Source organism: Aliivibrio logei, assembly GCF_001691055.1.
GTDB classification, from domain to species: Bacteria; Pseudomonadota; Gammaproteobacteria; order Enterobacterales; family Vibrionaceae; genus Aliivibrio; species Aliivibrio salmonicida.
Map to the genome: position 1 here is coordinate 103,190 of NZ_MAJU01000009.1, position 18,593 is coordinate 121,782.

Here is an 18,593-nt window from a genome sequence, read left to right on the forward strand (position 1 = left end):
TATCTCACCGTCAAATCGATTCTCAAAATGAGAATTTGATACCTCTTACAAAAAAATAAAAATATCCCATTGATAAACGAAGATAAAATAATTGGCACAATCCGTGAAGTACTCATTGTATGAGTTACTAAAAAAGGAATGTCACTATGAGCACATTATCTGTTTATCGATTCAAACAATGGTTAAAAGAAGGCGAAAGCCCACTTGCATCTCGCTTATTTAGAGTGGCCAAATCCATTCGTTACTTCGAACTGCCTACCCCTCGTCTGATTAACGTTCTTTTTTATGGCGTGCACAAAACCATCACAACTCAATGGCAGGCATTAACTCACCTCATTTTTTATGTGCCGGCGTTTAAAGGACGTTTACATAAACATGGGAAAAGAACCCTATTGTATGGCGGTCTTCCTTTTTTTAGTGGCCCTCTTACGATGACCATTGGTGATGATTGTCGGATCTCAGGACAAACCACGTTTAGCGGCCGCACTGACTCACCAAACCCAACTCTAACGGTAGGGAACAATGTCGATATATGCTGGCAAACCACAATTGCTGTCGGCAATAAAATAGTGATTGCCGATAATGTTCGTATCGCAGGACAAGGCTTTCTGTGTGGTTACCCAGGCCACCCTATCGATCCAATAGAACGCGCCTTAGGGAAAGCGGATTTAGACAGCCAAGTGGGCGATATTATTTTAGAGAAAGACGTATGGCTGGGATCTCGCGTTAGTATCATTGGCAATGTCACTGTCGGTGAAGGTACCATTGTCGCCTCAGGCAGTGTCGTAACCAAAAGCTTACCGCCCTTTGTATTAGCCGGTGGAAACCCAGCGAAAGTCATCAAGCCGTTAGACATTACAAGCTCAAAAACAATCAAAGAGGACATTCGTTATGAAGCATGATCTGATTGTTTTCGGCGAAGATTGGGGTGGTTTGCCTTCTAGCACCCAACATTTAATCAAACAGCTGTCTTATAATCGACAAATAATTTGGGTCAACTCGATTGGCTTACGTCAGCCTAAGTGCTCTATTCATGATATAAAACGTGTCTGGAAAAAGATCACTCAAGCAACAGTAGAAATCAGTGGTGATACTGATATCGCTCCTTTTAAAACGGTGAATCTAAAAACGATCCCTGCACCAAAAGGACCTATTGCTCGTTGGGTAGCAAAACGCTTAATAACCAAACAATTAAAACCAATCCTTAAAAAAGCGAATTTACATCAACCTATATTATGGACTTCATTACCTACCGTTGCCGATCTCTGCGGGTCATTGAATGAAACACAAGTGGTTTACTATTGTGGTGATGATTTCTCAGCCCTTGCCGGTGTTGATCATGACGTCGTACTTAAACACGAAAATAAATTGGTTAAAAAAGCCGATCTCATTTTAGTCGCGAGCGAGACTTTATTTGCCAAATTCCCACAAGAAAAAACACAATATCTGCCTCATGGTGTCGATTACACTTTATTCCATCAAACAACACCACGAGCAAATGATCTATTTAATGATGGCAAACCAATCGCTGGTTTTTATGGCAGTTTATCGCACTGGTTAGATTATGATTTACTTAACCAAGTGATTGCACAAAATCCAGATTGGCATTTTGTTTTCATTGGTCAAAATGAGTTAGGATTTAATCCTTTTGATGACCATGACAATCTGAGTTTATTAGGAACAAAGCCTCATCATCAATTATCTCGTTATAGCCAACACTGGCAAGTAAGTTTATTACCTTTTGTCGATAATGAACAAATTAGAGCCTGTAATCCTTTAAAATTACTTGAGTATTTAGCGACAGGAACGCCGATTATCAGCACCCCTTTTCCTGCGCTAGCCCCTTATAAATCGACAATTCACACTGTAAATTCAGTCAATGAATTCTCTCAGCAACTGCATACCATCAAGCTGCAATGGAAAGAAGAGAATAACAACATCACCTCTCTTGATGCTCAACGTAGAAAAGAGCAGCAAGCTGCATTAATAAAAAATCACACATGGCAAGCAAGAGCGATGCAACTAGATGCATGGTTGGAGGCATTATGATCACATTAAGTCAGCAATTTTTAATTCTTCTTGAGGGAGCATGGCGCCGACGCTACCTTATTGTTATCCCTATTATATTAGTTCCACTAATGGGGTTAACCATTGCGAAATTAGCCCCTAAATATTATGAATCTCATACCAGTATGTTGATTCAAGAAACGGCCAAAATGAACCCATTTCTAGAAGACTTAGCGGTTTCGACCATGTTAAAAGAACGGTTAAGCGCCTTACAAACCTTACTTCACAGTCGACATATTTTAGGGTTAGTGGCACAAGAAAGAGGTTACGTACATGAGTCGATGTCACCTCAAGCCATGGATAATGCCGTGGCTCAATTATCTAATAGCTTATCGGTCACCATGGCAGGTAAGGATTTGATTCGTATAGACTACAGTTCAAATAAACAAGAAGGCATGAAAGAGACACTTGAAGCCGTCAGTCGTCATTTTACCGAGCAATTACTTGCGCCAGAACGTTCATCAATGAAAGATTCAAGCCAATTTTTATCTGAAAATATCGATTTTCGCCGTCAAGAATTGGACATTTCAGAATCAAAACTCGCTGAATTTAAAAGCCGTGAGGACACCACTTTACCGGAAATGCAAATCACGAGTCTAGATAGATTAACCAAACTAAAACAACGCCTTTACGAGCGCCAAGCCGAATTAGCAGGGGCAAAGAAACGCTTAGGCTCGATTGATTTACAACTATCAAAAACCAACCCTGTCATTGGTAAATTAGAAGAACAAATCATCCGTATTCGTGGGGAGCTAACCCTGCTTCAAGCGAAATACACCTCTCAACACAGTAAAGTACAAGGTAAATTAAGAAACCTTAATCGATTAGAAGAAGAGCGAACTCGTTTACTTTCTCAAAGCCAACCAGGGTTAAGTAGCGAACAGTTATGGGACATCGCGAGCAGCAACAGTGTTGATGATTTATCTAAAGCGCCTCCGATTTTGTTATCGCAACTAGAAGAACTGCAACAAGCCACCAGTAAAGTCGATGCATTAACCGAAGAGACCAAAGTGTTAGATAGCATGATAAAAGATCTTGAAAAACAAGCCTCTAATTTTGGCCGGAATGAACAAGAACTGTACCAATTACAACGTGATTTGGCCTTAAAACGTCAATTGTATACCGATTTAGTCGAACGATTTGAGATGGCAAAATTAACCAGTTCACTGGGTATCTTTGAACAAGACAAACGAGTGAAAATTATTGATAGACCTTACACTCCTAATAGCCCTTCTAATTTGCCCACGGTTCTGTTTGTCATTGCTGGTATCTTTGGCGGTGTGGGAATAGGCATTGGTTTGGCCGTGATTGCGGAACTGTGCGACACCACGATACGAAGAAAAGATGAATTAATGGCGTTACATTCAGCGCCTTTACTCAGCCGTATTCCGCCTCAATCAAGTACGCTATTTTCTCCCTTATCAGATAAAAAAACGACATCAGATCCTTATTGTTCTTCATCTCCATTTTCTAGTTAATCGTATTTTCAAATTCATTCTCATTTTGAGAAAAACAAAAATCAAATTATAACCACTTGAATAATAAGAATTTAATAACTGGCACAAACTCTGCAATATCTAGGTTAGACACAAAAGGAGTGCGCTATGAAAACTATCATTCATGTTGTTCAACATCTTTCCCCTGGCGGCCTAGAAACTATGGTGCTAGATATGTTGGCTTTTACCAATCCCGAGCATAAAATCGTATTAGTCAGTTTAGAAGGCACACTCACAGAGTCTATTCAACGTTGGCCACGACTGTCACACTATCAAGAACAGCTTATTTTTCTTGATAAACCCAGTGGTTTCCAAACAAGTACCATTAAAAAATTGATTTCGATATTCAAAGAGCATCAAGCAGATATCGTGCATTCACACCATATCGGCCCACTCTTATACGCTGGCTGTGCCGTAAAATGGTATGGCAAAGCCAAACATATTCATACTGAACATGATGCATGGCACCTTAATAATAAAAAGCATCGTTATTTACAACGTCTTGCTCTTTCTATTTCAGAACCCAAACTCGTTGCTGATGCACATTTTGTGAAAAAAACATTGTCCCTAATGTTTAATAAGTACCCTATTTACACCATTAAAAATGGCATCGATACGTCGAAGTTTCAATCAGGTCATCGACAAGATGCACATCAAACCTTGCGTCTAAACTTACCAGAAGAAAGCATTATTATTGGTAATGCCGCACGACTTGAAATGGTAAAAGGCCAAGACAAACTGATCGAAGCGTTTCGCTTTCTTGATTCAAAGTATCACTTATTATTGGCAGGGTCGGGGTCAGAAAAAGAATACCTACAACGACTTGTTGCTGAATATCATCTTGAGAAACGAGTACATTTTCTTGGACATATCGACCATATGCCGACGTTTTATCAAGCGCTTGATGTATTTTGCTTGCCATCAAACAACGAAGGCTTTCCACTTTCAACCTTAGAGGCTCAATCATGCGGGGTTCCTTGTATTGCCAATGATGTCGGTGGTGTGAGTGAAACCTTGTGCCCAACGTACAGTTTATTAGTCGCCAATAATGATGCCATTACCTTAGCGCAAGGAATACAGGCGCTCGCTTATCAAAAAGAAACCGGCTCTCCTCGTGATTTCATACTAAAAAACAATCATGCAGGCAGTATGGCAACAGCGTACGAAAGCCTTTACTTTCAAGGAGTAACAATATGAATAATTTCATTATTGCAGTAACCTCTGTCAGTATTTTCATGGTCATTTACCACCATGCTTTGTATCCAATCATTTTAACTTTGTTTGCTAAATATCATCCTCAAAAAGCAACAAAAACAAACCATCGTCATTTTGTATCATCAAAAAAAGATCGATACTTACCAAGTATTACTATTATCTTGCCTGCTTATAATGAAGAATTATGGATAGCAGATAAGATTCGCAATTTGACGTGCTTAGATTACCCGTCAAATAAACTCACTATCATCATTGCTTGTGATGGGTGTACCGACGATACCGTAAATATTGCCTACAACACCCTACAAGAAGCCATTTGTTCCGACATTCACATTGAAGTCTTTGCCTTTAAAGAAAACAGAGGAAAGGTAATGCTACTTAATGATGTTATTCCACAATGCAAAAGCGATCTTGTGGCATTGAGTGATGTTTCTGCGCTTATCTCATACGATGCACTGCTTATTGCCGCCGCCCACTTTGAAGATCATACCGTAGGGGTCGTTAATCCAACATACAAACTATTAGACCCAAGTTCAGAAGGTGAGAAAAAGTATTGGGAATATCAAACCAGCATCAAGCAAAAAGAAGCCACCTTTGGGGCAAGTTTAGGATCTCATGGTGCTTTTTATCTATTTAGAACCGATTTATTCACCCCATTAAATGAAGATACGATCAACGATGATTTTATTTTACCGATGAAGATTGTAGAAAAAGGGTACAAAGCCATCTACGAACCAAAAATCTATGCTTTGGAACTTGAGCACGCGTTGCAAGAAGAGGATTTTTCTCGCCGCTTACGAATTTCAGCAGGTAATCTTCAACAGTTATTACGCTTATTCCCTCTCTTTAATCCTAAATACAAAGGTATTGCATTTACTTTTATATCAGGAAAAGGGTTACGAATCACCATGCCATATTTCATGATAATGGCCTATATTGGCTCGGCATTTCTTATTCACAACCCCATTTTTATGGCTGCGTTTATTACGCAGACACTGGGCTATAGTTTGGGTATCGTTAGCCTGTCTTTTCCTTCTTTATTCTCTCATAAATACTGTCAAACCGTGGCTTACCTTGTCGCTGGACACACCGCCAATTTAATTGGTGGGCTGACTTATGTATTCAATAAACAACGTGGCCCTTGGTCTCGTGTACATAAATAAATGAACGGGATATCAAGATGATAAATTCATATTACACAATTAACCAACCAACCATTAAAGCAAAACGGGCTTTTGACGTATGCCTATCTCTTATTGGTTTGCTTATTACTTTGCCTTTATTTCCATTGATTGCCATCGCCATTAAGGTTAACTCTAAAGGCCCTGTATTTTATCGTCAACTCCGAGTGGGAAAGGCGATGCCAGAACAAATCTACGTATTTGAAATGATAAAATTTAGAAGTATGGTAGAAGATGCCGAAGTAAGCACTGGCGCAACATTGGCCGTGAAGGAAGACATTCGCGTGACGCTCGTTGGACGATTTTTGCGAAAAACACGTCTTGATGAGTTACCTCAATTTTTTAATGTTTTAAATGGTGATATGTCTCTTGTTGGACCAAGACCTGAGCGACCAACCTTCTATAACAAACTAGAACATGAGATCCCTTATTTTAGTGAAAGAACCTATGGCGTTCTACCTGGCATTACTGGTTTAGCGCAAGTAAACCAAGGTTATGACACCAGTATTGAAGACGTACGATCTAAGGTTGGGTTTGACCACAGTTATGCACTGTCACTCCATTCTATTTCAAGTTGGATAAAATCAGACAGTTACATTCTTCTTATGACAATAAAAGTCATGTTATTTGCCAGAGGGCAATAACGCCATATAACCTTACTATTAATAAGCTTATAATTTAAAAGCAGTTTAGTTCTCATTCTTAAAAATTAGACAAAAAAAAAGCACATGAGGCTGTTATTATATAAACAGTAATGCGGTACACTAATTGATAATAAGGCCTCGGAGAACGACATGACAACATCACTTTCTGCTTCTATTGCGATCCCTGAACGTATGCAGAAAGAGTGGCAAAATATGTTGAATTTATTAGCAAATTTAGTTCATGTACCTGCTGCCCTTATTATGCAAACTCACGAAAATACGATCGAAGTATTTGCTGCCAGTGATAACACTGATAATCCTTATAAAGTCGGTCATCATGAAGCACTTGGACAAGGCCTGTATTGCGAAAAAATCATCAAAGAACGCCAACAGCTATTCATTGCAAATGCTTTAACTGATCCTAATTGGGATACAAATCCTGATATTGCTCTTAATATGATCGCTTACTGCGGTCTTCCTCTTTATTGGCCAGACAACACCCCTTTTGGCACCATTTGCATTCTAGACAATAAAGAAAATGATTACTCTCCAACGTATCAAGCATTACTAAAAACCTATCAACAATCCATTGAAGCGCAATTAAGTACACTCTTTCAACATGCCGAATTATTGATTAGTCATAATGCATTACAACAAGAGATCACCATCGCGACTCAGCACCTTAATGATCTCAATATTCAGTTAGCCAATGAAGTTGATTGTCGAAGAGCCGCAGAACAAAAAGTGGAATATCATCAAAATCATGATTTGGGCACTGGTTTTTTAAATCAAATTGCACTTTATCAGCATATGGATAACCTACTGAAACAAGAAAAGAATTTTGTTTTATTACACATTCATTTTGCCAATGGTTTATTGATCCAACAAACTCATGGGCATCAAGCTTTGGATCGACTACTCACCGAGTACCGTTCAAGAATAACAAAAATAACAGACACATCGATCACTGGTCGTCTCACTGCTACCGATATTCTATTAGTCATTCACGCTGATAAAAGTAAGCTACCTAAATTTTGTCAGCACCTGTCTGAAATTGGGCAATCAAATTACTACATCAATGATCAATCGATTCATTTACAGAGTTACGTTGGTGCTATTCATTCAAAAGACGGCGTGCCTCGTACCGATTTATTACAATATGCGCACGACACCATGGTTGAATGCCAAAGCATGGGAAAAACATTCACGATTTCGGATGTGTCTTTGCCAATAAAATCGAGCTTATCTGAACATCAAATCGAAAGTTACTTACTTGAAGCCGTACGCAATAACGATCTCTTTTTAAACTATCAGCCAAAAGTATGCCCAATAACTAAAAAATGGTTAGGATGCGAAGCCTTATTACGTTGGAACCACCCACGTTTAGGCGCTATATCAAACGATGTTTTAATTCAAATCGCTGAACGTAACGGCTTAATTTATGAATTAGGCAACTTTGCATTACGAAATGCGATTCAACAAACAAGTGAATGGGTTGCACATTGTCCTGCGTTTATTACTGCGGTTAATGTCTCAGCCGTTCAATTAAAAGACCCTTATTTAGTCGAACACATTGAACAACTGTTGAATGTATACCAATTATCACCTCGTAATCTGGAATTAGAAGTCACCGAAAGCAGCTTAATTGCAGATGAAGACTTAGCCATCACGACCTTAAACCGATTGCATGACCTTGGCGTTTCCATTGCGCTCGATGATTTCGGTACCGGTTATGCGTCATTCCAATACTTAAAAAAATACCCATTTGATACCTTAAAGATTGATAAAAGCTTCATTACCAACATTACCTATAGTACTGAAGATCAAAACATCGTTTGTGCGATGATAAATATTGCTAAAAAACTGCACTTAAACGTTGTTGTTGAAGGTATAGAAACCCGAGAACAAGAACAATTTATCCTCAAAGAAGAAGCCGATTTAGTTCAAGGCTACCTCTACGCTAAACCAATGACCGCAGAGAAATTTGAAATGGGTTTATTCAATCAGTTATCCCTTGGAACCCCCTATTTCAAATTTATATAGTGGTATTAATCGTCTTCGCAGACAAGAATGGTCAACAACGCCATGACCAAAAACAAGAATTAACTACCATGTCAGAGTTTGATGTATCTGTTGGTAGTTTCTAAACTCATCAATAATCTGTTATTCTTGCCGAAAATATTGCACAGTAAAAATGAAGTCAGCATGAATATTCAAAAAATAGAACAAGAAGTACAACAATGGTTAGAAGATGTCGTTATCGGCCTAAATCTTTGCCCTTTTGCCGCGAAACCAAATCGCAATAAACAAATCAAAATCTTTGTTTCTGAAGCGACAACGGAAGAAGTTTTGCTTGAAGACGTACTTCAAGAGTTAATGAATTTAAATTCTAAAACAGCAGAAGAGCTAGAGACCACCTTGGTTGCTATTCCAAACATGCTGCAAGATTTCATGGATTACAATTTCTTCTTAGATTGGGTTGATGCGCTACTCAAACAACAAGACTGGGAAGGTACTTATCAAATTGCGACTTTCCATCCTGATTATTGCTTTGGCGGTGCTGCACCAGAAGATGATGAGAATTTAACGAACCGTTCTCCTTATCCTGTCCTTCATCTTATTCGTGAAGAAAGCATGGAAAAAGTGTTAAAACACTATCCAAATCCTGAAGCTATCCCAGACACAAACATTGCTCGTGTTGAGGCTCTTAGCCCTGAAGAGCGTCGTAAGTTATTCCCTTACTTGTTTGTATAAGCTACGCTAACTCTATAACCAGATTTGATTGGAGAGATCCCGATGAAACGTATTGTTTTATATGTGGCAGACAAATGCCCACATTGTAAAGACGCACAACGCTACCTTGACTCTAAAAAAATTGCTTATCGATTAACCAATGCGAAAATGCAAAGAGGACGTAAGGAATTACAAGCCATGGGCGCTCGTTCTATCCCTGTTCTTAAAATTGGCGATCAAGTGATGGTTGGTTGGAATCAGAAGAATTTCGATAAGATGTATAACAGTTAATAATAAAAATGGAGCCTAATTGGCTCCATTTTTTATGGGTCTCACGATAAGGTAAGCACATCCGTTAGCCGAATATTTTACTCCAGATGCTTGGATTACGCTTTTTGTGATATTCAGATCGTAAGTCATCAACTTGATTTAATGTGTCTTTTGCTTGTTCTAGGTTTCCTGCGGCAAGTTCGGATTTGACACGATCAACAGAAACAGACAATTTGTTAAACCCTTCTTGATATAACTCTTGTTTTTCTGGTGAGAAGTTCTCTTGTTTCAAGTAATCAATTAACGCATCTAATCGCATTACTGAATGAGTCATTTCATCAATTGAACTCGCATCTTCACTTTGCTTAAATGCCAGCATCATGTCTTTCATCGCTGCTTTAGTATCAACAGGAGTGCTAATTAAGGCTGATGTTGTCTCAATCACATCCGTAGATTCATTCGTAGTATTTGCAGCAACGCCAGCAGAAAAAGTCAGGGCTAACGTTAAAAATAGAGTTCTCATAGTAATCCTTTAAATAAACGAGATGGGCAGTGTAATGTATTGCCTCTCATACTCACAGGATTAATATGTTTCAATACCATAACGATCCGTATTTTTGTTAATCAACAGTAAGACTATCCACATAAATAATGTAGTTATCTTCTTTATTTACTTCCCCTTTAAGCGTCACTTTATCGTTTGGTTTCACTTGTAAGCTTGGCATTTTATCGGCGTCAATTTTCACATTTAATGAACCGGTATTGTCTTTAAACAAGTACACTTCTTTTCCTAAAGGTTCAACTAAGTAGCCAGTTAATAGAATCGGAGTATCATCAATAACTGCATTCGCATTTAATACCGATTCAACCGTGTTGATTCCATATACAGGCTGTGAAAATTCATCCTGATAATTAGCATCGTGATCGTTAGCCAATGCAAGTGTAGACGTACACGCTAATATAAGTGAAAATAAAAGAGTTCTCTTTTTCATAATGATGCCTTAAATGTTGTTATGTAAAAAATAGTGTAGACTACTATTAACATTTATAACTCTATTTTATTATTTCATCCCTAATTAGTCATAAATATAGAGCAGTCTTGATGATATATCTATTTTTTGAGATTACTCTTAGTTTAAAATGATATCAACTATTACTTTATCCTTAATTCATTTGAATTTTAAACACGATAAATCCTCATTTAAATTAACGTAGTTAATAACAATACGGCTAAGAATGACGTTTATATACGTCTCAGAAAACATTCTTGCAACCTTACTATCTTTAGATTTAACCATCTGATATACAAACGATCCATGACATAAACATCAACGATAATTTATATTTTCATTTTGAAATTTAAGGCGTAGAGTCATACGTAATATTTTTATAGAGGACAACATAATGACACCAAAAGATAAATGGCTATTGGATCAAATGCTAGAACTAGAAGGCAAAGACCTAACTAAGCTCACCAAACAAGAGAAAGAAGTATTTGATGCATTCGAAGCAAGATCTCATGAATTTGGATTAACGATTGAAATTGCCACTGAAGCGCCTATTGGTGATATTGAACAAGGTACATCACCTTATACCATTAACCAAATGAGACACCACTTTCCAAACCAAATAATTATTAAACGAGCTTTAGATTAAGAGTTAATATAATTTAATCGTTGTCTCATTGTTATTATTTTATATGGATAAATAACATCAGTGCAAATATACGATAAAGAAAGAAGATTATGTTATCTTGACATCTTCTTCCTTCATCGTATTATTATCACTTCATTAATCGAGGATTACTTTAACGATTTTAATAACTGTTTTATCACACTGACCAAGCTCATAAATACAATCATCATCACCAGTAATGGCAAGAGAACTCTCTATAGTGTATTTAAGCTCACTTTACTATTCTCCATCTGAGATACATTGTCTTTTACCGTTGATATCAACTCATTTCTAAACCATTTATGGCTTGGATCGTGTTTTAGTTTTTTTAACCAAATCAGATAATTAGAAATCTGTTTTGACTCAAAAGGCGGCTTAAGTACTTGAAGTTGTAAACGCTCTTCAAACTGCAACGCCATTGAAAGTGGCACAGCGGTTAGATAATCAGATTGGCTACATAACAACATATTACTGAACATTGAACGTCCATGATAAGCAACTTTACGCTTGGTGATGTCTATCGAAGTATAATGACCAAGTGTGTACATCTGATTTCTTGTTCGCTCTAAGACGGCGTGCGTTTCACCCATGTATTGAGACAGCGTAAGCTCTCCCTTAATTCGCGGGTGATCTTTGCGACACACAATCATAAATTCACCATCAAAAAGGTGGGTGGATTCTATATTGGGGTGATTTGGTGGAACAATATCGATCATTACATCAAATTTTTGAGTCAACAACCCATCGTACATGGTTTCATCGTTGTCTGATTGCTCGAACAATTCTAATGAGATGTTCTCTTTTGGTCGATCTGCAAAAGTTTTAAGCAATATCCATTGAAGATGCTCTGGCGCTGTCATGACAAATTTTCGTGTTGATACATTTGGATCAAACTCACCAAACGCTTGAAAAACACCATTAAGCTGTTGAATTGGGGCTTGGATCTCTGCGTATAAACTGGTGGAATAAGAAGTAGGCACAACACCACGACCACTACGTACAAAAAGTTCATGGCCAACTTCTTTCTTTAATCGCCCTAATGCGGTACTGATCGTCGATTGGTTGGTATTAAGGTGATCTGCGGCCTTACTTAAACTGCCCAACTCCATCACTGCTGCAAATACCGCTAATAGATTAAAATTTGGAATATCATTACTCATAAAGACTCATCTTAGTTGTATTCACATCACCCGAGTAATTTACTGTAAAACAATGACATGCGTGAACTCTATTCTTACTTATTGAGAGGCTCACCACAATAAACCCGCCTAAAGTTAGCACTATAACCCAAGAAACTCATCGTAAAAGCGATGAATTGAATTCGGATTAGCCTCTATTTCTCACTCTCTCAGGTCACTATGATTAACGACAAGAAATTACTTCACTGTCTAAAAATATAAGAAGGTCGTTACCATGACTAATACATTTAAAAAGCTGACTCTACCTATCACTATCGCATCGGTTTTATTCACATCACACGCTACTGTTGCAACCCCGATAACAGAAGCGACCTCTAAAACAGGTCAAGAGCTACAAACGAGATCTGCGGCTCAATACCAAAATATTGATCTTGATGCTCGTTATAAAAGTGAAGTGCTGTTTGAACATAAATCAAACCTGTTCTGGGGTAAGGGTGATCGCATTAAAGTATTGTCTAAGACGGGCGACTCTCTTGCTTTTACCGAAGAGTCTGAATACGTACACCCTATCCTGACAAAGCATGGTCGTAAAATGGACCAAGCAATAATTCAAGTGGATAATAATGTTTACCTAGGTTACGGATTTGGTCTTGATACACCCGTAATGATTGAAGGTGATGACGGTATCATCATCGTTGATCCGGGCGAATCTGTGCAAATGGCAGAATCAGTGCGTGACCAATTCCGTAAGATCACTGATAAGCCAGTAAAAGCGATCATCTATTCTCACAACCATATTGACCATATCTCTGGCGTTCGAGCTTGGACTACCGATGCTGAAGTCGCTTCAGGTGAAGTAAAAATCATCGCGCAAGAAGGCTTAACTGAAGCAGTAGCAAACTGGTCCTCTAACCTAGGTACGTTATTTGGTCATCGAACCTCTTACACTGGCGCAAAACATGTGGAAGAAGGTGAACACGGCACAGTAAACGATGGTCTTGGTCCTCGCTTCATGCAAGGTGATATCTCTTTCATCGAACCAAATACGCTGATTGAAGCGAATGGCACGCTAGACATCACGATCTCAGGCGTACATATGCAAATCGTAAACGTACCGTCTGAAACTAAAGATGAGATCGTGGTTTATCTGCCTGAGCAAAAGATCCTACACGCAGCAGAAGTACTGCAAGGTGAAAACTTCCCGAACCTACATACGATTCGTGGTACTAAATTCCGTGATCCGTCGATGTGGTTCAAAGGCATCGATACCATGCGTCAGTTTGATACTGAAATCATGATCAACTCACACGGTCGCCCTGTTGAAGGCAAAGAAGCGGTCGCTAATGTTCTGACCTCTTATCGTGATGCGATTCAATACACTCATGATCAAACCATTCGTTATATGAACAAAGGACTTACTCCTGATGAGTTGGTTGAAGTGGTTAAGCTACCTAAGCACTTAGCTGAACACCCTTGGTTAGGAGAGCACTACGGAACCGTTGCACACGCCGTTCGTCAAATTTACGTTGGCTACAATGGTTTCTTTGAAGCTGACCCTTGGCAGTTAGAGCCAATGGCTTATGAGCAACGTGCAAAAGCGTTTGTTGAGATCATGGGTGGTCGTGACAACATCATCAAAACAGCAAAAGCGGCCATTAAGGCTGAGAACTACACGTTTGCCGCAGAGATCCTTTCTTACCCAATTACGGTAAACACAGAAGATACTGAAGCTCGTCAATTGAAAGCCGTTGCTTACAAAGCGTGGGCAGCAGATCAAGTAAACATTAACTGGAGAAACTGGGCATTAAACTCAGCCGCTGAGCTTGAAGGTACTCGTGATTTCTCTAATATGATCAGCTTCGCTTCAGTAGATGTGTTAGCCGCATTACCAAGTAAGCAAATTTTCGACATGATGACATCGACGCTAATTGCAGAAAATACGCTGAATGTTGAAATGGCATTAACGTACAATTTCTCAGATACTAACGAATCATTTACGATAGAGATCCGCAACGGTATCGCTCAACTACACAATACCGCATTAGATAATGCTGATGTGCAAATCAATACCTCTCGTAAAGTACTAAACCAAATCTTGATAGCAGGACCTAATGCTCAACAGGTGATTGGTAACAACTTACAGTCAGGTGATTTTATGTTCTCTAACGGCAGTATCAAAGATTTTGGTCTTTTCATGAGTTACTTTGATAAACCAATGAGCCCTGAAAATATCATGCTTATCGTTCGTTAATACTGTCAATAGTTAGCGTCCAACAACCTAAGAAGGGGATCAACATTAGTCCCCTTAATTTTATGTAAGGAGCCATACCTATGATTAAAAAGTTCACCTTACTTTTGGCATTTGTTTCTTCACTGAGTTTTGCTTGTGGGCTGCACCAAGATACAGGGTTTAGCTTAGTTACCGAGCCGGGTTCATTAGATGTATTTGCAGAAATCATTGAGGTAAGAAAAAATAATACCTTTGGTAATGCCAATAAACCCGAGCACTTTCAATTGCTCTCCATTAAATCAGCGTTAGCCAAACCAAATGATCACCAAATAAATTTTAATCTATTTGAAGCAATCAAAGGGCATTACAGCAAGGTCACGCTTGAGCAAAGCATCAATATTACTGGCAGAGAAACCTTGCCTGAAAAAGAAGATTTGCTGCTAATCACAGAACTTGATGTGCTAGATGCACTGGCAACAAAAACATTATCGTGGGATGACGCGAAGAAAAGCCAATTGGTCATCATTAATGGAAATAGAAATGATGTTGAAACGCTAGATCGTTGGTTTGATTCTCTATTTTAATCAATATGATCCCTAATAAAAAAGCCCTGTTACTGCATTCACAATAAAAGGGCTAGAGGTCTAACTTATTTCAACGGTTTCAATAACTGCTTAATCACACTTACCAAACTCATAAATACAATCATCATTGCGAGTAATGGCAGCAGAATCCACATGCCTATGTGCACTGTTGGCTCAAGTTTAAAGCCCCACTTCACTAAGCTAAAGACAATCGCCTCTGCGCCCATCACAGCAACAAAACCTGCGGCTAGTGCCATTACCCCGTATTCACTCCATAACGTCTGACTAATACGCTGACGGCTTGCCCCAAGCGTTCGATAAAGGGTAATTTCACGTTGACGTTGATACAAACTCAAACGAAGCAAAGTGAATATCAATAATACGCCACTCACCACACCTAAGCCTGCCAATACACTTAACGACCACGTAATTTGCGCAAGCATGGCTTGGATCTTTCCACCCATGGTTCTAAAATCCAATAAACTCACGGTTGGGTAATCACGAGCCAGTTGATTCAATAACGTATTTTCATTGTCATCTATTTTAAAACTCACTAACCAAGTGGCGGGTAAATCAGCAATCACATCCGGTGTGAAGATAAAATAGAAGTTCGGTTTCATGCTCTGCCAATCCACCACTCGAATTGAATTAACCACCGCAGAAAAAGGCTGACTATTCACTGAGAAACTCAACGTATCTCCAATTTGAATATTCAAGTCATTGGCAACATCTTGTTCTACAGAAACCCCATTCGAAGTCGTCCACTCACCCGCAGTCACTTCATTATGAATGGGTAACGCATCACGCCACGTAAAGTTTATCTCACGTCGTAATGCTTCAGAGCCTTGTCCTTCCCCTTTCATTTTCTCTTTGGTACTTTCGCCGTTAATGTCAGTAAGACGACCACGAACAATCGGATACCCTTCTGAGCGGTCTAGCTTTTCATTATCTAATTTTTGCAAATACTCTTGTTGCTCATAAGGGGCAATGTTCATCGCAAATACGTTTGGTGCATCTGGCGGAAGCGTTTGTTGCCAGTCACCCAACAAATCGGTTCTTACTAACCAAATCACCGCAACTAACATCAACGAGCCAGACAACGCAGCCAATTGCATCATGCTGTTTTTTGGCGAACGCTTAATACGGCTAAGCGCTAATGTCATGGCAGGGCCCCACTTAAAGCGACCAAATAAATGCACTAAACCATAGCTAATGCCAGCGAGTAAAATAAACAACACCACTAAGCCGACAGAGACCATCCAGACTAAACTGTTAGTGCCATACATCAATAAAAAGGCAACGATTGGAACAGCAACAAGCCATAAACCCTTTTTAGAACGATTGATTGTTTGAGATTGAAGAACCGCAATCGCAGGGGTATCTAATAAACGTAATAGAGGGATGCCCAATGCAGGTAAACCAATAAATAACGCGACCACAGAGCCAAATACAAATGGTTGCCAACCATAACTTGGTAGATCCTCAGGTAAGATCCCCGCCAATGGGATGCGTAATAATAACTCTAGCCCAAGACCAATAAGAGAGCCCGCCACCACACCAGTAAAGAACATCAGCCCTACTTGGCTTAATAACCAACGCTTCAACCATTGCTTACTTGCACCCATGCTTTTTAGCATAGCTACGGTATTAGCACGGCTGGTCGCATAATGTTGGCAGGTTAATACCAAGGTCACGGATGCCATTAATATCACCATCAAAATAGTTAATGATAAATACTGTTTGGCTTTTTGCATTAAATCAGCCGTTCGACCTTGTGTTTCTTCGCTTATCCACCGCTCTCCTGCCTCTAATTCATAATCACTTTGCAGTAACGATATCGCACTATCTTCGCCTTTAAATAAGGTTCGATATTGAACACGGCTGCCAAGTTGAATTGCACCGGTTTTATCAAGATCAGATTGATGAATAAACACACTTGGCATGGTTCTGAATGGGTTAAACGCTAACTCAGGTTCAGATTCAATTACACCACTGATTGGCAACTCTGCATCCCCAATAGCTATCATATCTCCAATATTAAGTTCGAGTAATGATAAAAGACGATCTGCAATCCATACTTCACCTTGTTGAACGTGAGTATGTATTTCATTGTTAGCCCCATTCAATAAAAGCTCACCGCGAAGTGGGTAATTACTTTCAACGGCCTTTACACTGACCAATTGCATTCCTGTATCACTGAATGCCATGGTTTGAAAGCGCACTTGAGAAGATAAAACTAAATTTTGGTCATGCGCTTGTTGCAAAATAAACTCGGGGGTTGGGTTAGCCGAGCTGAATACTAAATCAGCCGCCATCATAGAACGACCTTGTTCTGTCATGACTTTTTCAACACGGATAGCCAAGGCAGACAAGGCAACCACACACGCAACAATTAAGGTTAACGCCGCCATCACCGGCCATAACTGACCTTGCCAAATCTCACGCCAACTCCAGCGTAACACCATTTTATTGCCTGATTTTTTTCCTTGCTGCGACGCTTGATTTATTCCCATTACGACACTTCCTTAATGCAACCTGCATTAATCGTTAATGTTCGGTCACATCGTTCTGCAAGTTTAGAGTCATGCGTGATTAGGACTAATGTTGTGCCGTGTTTCTGATTCATATCAAACAACAACTCAATGACATTTTCAGCCGTTTGCTGATCTAGGTTTCCTGTTGGTTCATCCGCAAATAAAATACGGGGCTGAGTCATAAACGCACGGGCCAGTGCCACACGTTGCTGCTCACCACCAGACAGTTGAGAAGGCAAATGGGTTTCTCTACCAGAAAGACCGACAGAATCTAATAGCTGTTTTGCTTTAATAATATCTTCCCCTTCACCGCGTAAAATCGCAGGTAACGTGACATTTTCAAGGGCAGTTAACGAAGGGATAAGTAAAAAGCTTTGAAAAACAAAACCAATAGATTCACTGCGAATTTTCGCACGTTCTTCATCGTCTAACGTTGATAGCTTTTGGCCTAATAATTCAATTTCACCAGAGCTTGGGACATCAAGCCCAGCCAATAAGGTCATTAATGTCGATTTTCCTGCCCCTGAGGTGCCCACGATGGCAATACTTTGGCCAGAAAGGACATCAAAGGAAATGTCATTTAAAATAGTCAGTTCGGTCTCATTCGAAATAACGGATTTACTCACGCCGTTAACAGTAATTGCTGATGTCATATTCATATCCTTTGAGTCTATTTTTATTATTTGAATGCTATGTTTGCATTGTATACCTAAGCACTCGACCGTGAGCAAACTCATTTACACTTCTTTAACCAAATGTTACTAAATTCTTTTTCTTTGCTTTACGCTTAAATAAAGGTTGCAAAGTGTCGCTAACTTTTTCATTG

17 protein-coding genes are annotated in these 18,593 nt (G+C 39.2%); 12 read left to right on the top strand and 5 right to left on the bottom strand.

Annotated features, from left to right (window positions below; genetic code table 11):
- Window positions 1-146: 146 nt before the first annotated feature.
- The 9 genes from A6E04_RS09605 to A6E04_RS09645 all read left to right on the top strand — a co-directional run bounded on the left by A6E04_RS09605 (window position 147) and on the right by A6E04_RS09645 (window position 9,627).
- The gene (locus tag A6E04_RS09605) at window positions 147-902 is read left to right on the top strand and encodes an acyltransferase (protein WP_017023549.1); all 756 of its coding nucleotides are present in this window, start codon (window positions 147-149) and stop codon (window positions 900-902) included.
- On the top strand, window positions 892-2,049 hold the full coding sequence (locus A6E04_RS09610; protein ID WP_065611097.1) for a glycosyltransferase: 1,158 nt from the start codon (window positions 892-894) through the stop codon (window positions 2,047-2,049). The genes A6E04_RS09605 and A6E04_RS09610 overlap by 11 nt, the downstream gene beginning before the upstream one ends.
- Complete coding sequence (locus A6E04_RS09615) at window positions 2,046-3,545, top strand: GumC family protein (RefSeq protein ID WP_065611099.1); 1,500 nt, start codon at window positions 2,046-2,048, stop codon at window positions 3,543-3,545. Before A6E04_RS09610 ends, A6E04_RS09615 begins: the two co-directional genes overlap by 4 nt.
- A 126-nt stretch (window positions 3,546-3,671) precedes the next feature.
- Complete coding sequence (locus tag A6E04_RS09620; protein ID WP_023602630.1) at window positions 3,672-4,760, top strand: glycosyltransferase; 1,089 nt, start codon at window positions 3,672-3,674, stop codon at window positions 4,758-4,760.
- The gene (locus A6E04_RS09625; protein ID WP_065611104.1) at window positions 4,757-5,941 is read left to right on the top strand and encodes a glycosyltransferase family 2 protein; all 1,185 of its coding nucleotides are present in this window, start codon (window positions 4,757-4,759) and stop codon (window positions 5,939-5,941) included. Before A6E04_RS09620 ends, A6E04_RS09625 begins: the two co-directional genes overlap by 4 nt.
- Window positions 5,942-5,958: 17 nt before the next feature.
- The gene (locus A6E04_RS09630) at window positions 5,959-6,603 is read left to right on the top strand and encodes a sugar transferase (protein ID WP_065611106.1); all 645 of its coding nucleotides are present in this window, start codon (window positions 5,959-5,961) and stop codon (window positions 6,601-6,603) included.
- A gap of 150 nt (window positions 6,604-6,753) precedes the next feature.
- The gene (locus A6E04_RS09635) at window positions 6,754-8,646 is read left to right on the top strand and encodes a sensor domain-containing phosphodiesterase (RefSeq protein WP_023602633.1); all 1,893 of its coding nucleotides are present in this window, start codon (window positions 6,754-6,756) and stop codon (window positions 8,644-8,646) included.
- A 162-nt stretch (window positions 8,647-8,808) separates the two neighbouring features.
- The gene (locus tag A6E04_RS09640) at window positions 8,809-9,357 is read left to right on the top strand and encodes a DUF1415 domain-containing protein (RefSeq protein WP_012551653.1); all 549 of its coding nucleotides are present in this window, start codon (window positions 8,809-8,811) and stop codon (window positions 9,355-9,357) included.
- A 42-nt stretch (window positions 9,358-9,399) separates the two neighbouring features.
- Entirely contained in the window at window positions 9,400-9,627 is a 228-nt protein-coding gene (locus A6E04_RS09645; protein WP_012551652.1) for a glutaredoxin family protein, read from the top strand.
- Window positions 9,628-9,691: 64 nt separating this feature from the next.
- On the opposite strand, the gene A6E04_RS09650 is transcribed toward A6E04_RS09645, so the two are convergent.
- On the bottom strand, window positions 9,692-10,129 hold the full coding sequence (locus A6E04_RS09650; RefSeq protein WP_065611108.1) for a cytochrome b562: 438 nt from the start codon (window positions 10,127-10,129) through the stop codon (window positions 9,692-9,694).
- Window positions 10,130-10,226: 97 nt separating this feature from the next.
- The gene (locus tag A6E04_RS09655) at window positions 10,227-10,598 is read right to left on the bottom strand and encodes a YgiW/YdeI family stress tolerance OB fold protein (protein WP_017023540.1); all 372 of its coding nucleotides are present in this window, start codon (window positions 10,596-10,598) and stop codon (window positions 10,227-10,229) included.
- 412 nt (window positions 10,599-11,010) lie between these two features.
- On the opposite strand from A6E04_RS09655, the gene A6E04_RS09660 reads away from it, so the two are divergent.
- Window positions 11,011-11,262, top strand: a complete 252-nt coding sequence (locus A6E04_RS09660; protein WP_023602636.1) for a hypothetical protein — start codon at window positions 11,011-11,013, stop codon at window positions 11,260-11,262.
- A gap of 233 nt (window positions 11,263-11,495) precedes the next feature.
- Here A6E04_RS09660 and A6E04_RS09665 read toward each other — a convergent pair whose 3' ends face one another.
- On the bottom strand, window positions 11,496-12,440 hold the full coding sequence (locus A6E04_RS09665) for a LysR family transcriptional regulator (RefSeq protein ID WP_017023538.1): 945 nt from the start codon (window positions 12,438-12,440) through the stop codon (window positions 11,496-11,498).
- 253 nt (window positions 12,441-12,693) lie between these two features.
- Here A6E04_RS09665 and A6E04_RS09670 point away from each other — a divergent pair, with 253 nt between their 5' ends.
- Window positions 12,694-14,670 carry an alkyl sulfatase dimerization domain-containing protein gene (locus A6E04_RS09670; protein ID WP_065611110.1) on the top strand — a complete coding sequence of 659 codons (1,977 nt, stop codon included), beginning with the start codon at window positions 12,694-12,696 and terminating at the stop codon, window positions 14,668-14,670.
- 80 nt (window positions 14,671-14,750) lie between these two features.
- Window positions 14,751-15,233, top strand: a complete 483-nt coding sequence (locus A6E04_RS09675; RefSeq protein ID WP_065611112.1) for a hypothetical protein — start codon at window positions 14,751-14,753, stop codon at window positions 15,231-15,233.
- 65 nt (window positions 15,234-15,298) lie between these two features.
- Here A6E04_RS09675 and A6E04_RS09680 read toward each other — a convergent pair whose 3' ends face one another.
- Both A6E04_RS09680 and A6E04_RS09685 read right to left on the bottom strand, forming a co-directional pair.
- Window positions 15,299-17,746, bottom strand: coding sequence for an ABC transporter permease (locus tag A6E04_RS09680; protein WP_065611114.1), 2,448 nt, complete (start codon window positions 17,744-17,746; stop codon window positions 15,299-15,301).
- The gene (locus A6E04_RS09685; RefSeq protein ID WP_017023534.1) at window positions 17,746-18,420 is read right to left on the bottom strand and encodes an ABC transporter ATP-binding protein; all 675 of its coding nucleotides are present in this window, start codon (window positions 18,418-18,420) and stop codon (window positions 17,746-17,748) included. The genes A6E04_RS09680 and A6E04_RS09685 overlap by 1 nt, the downstream gene beginning before the upstream one ends.
- Window positions 18,421-18,593 lie beyond the last annotated feature (173 nt).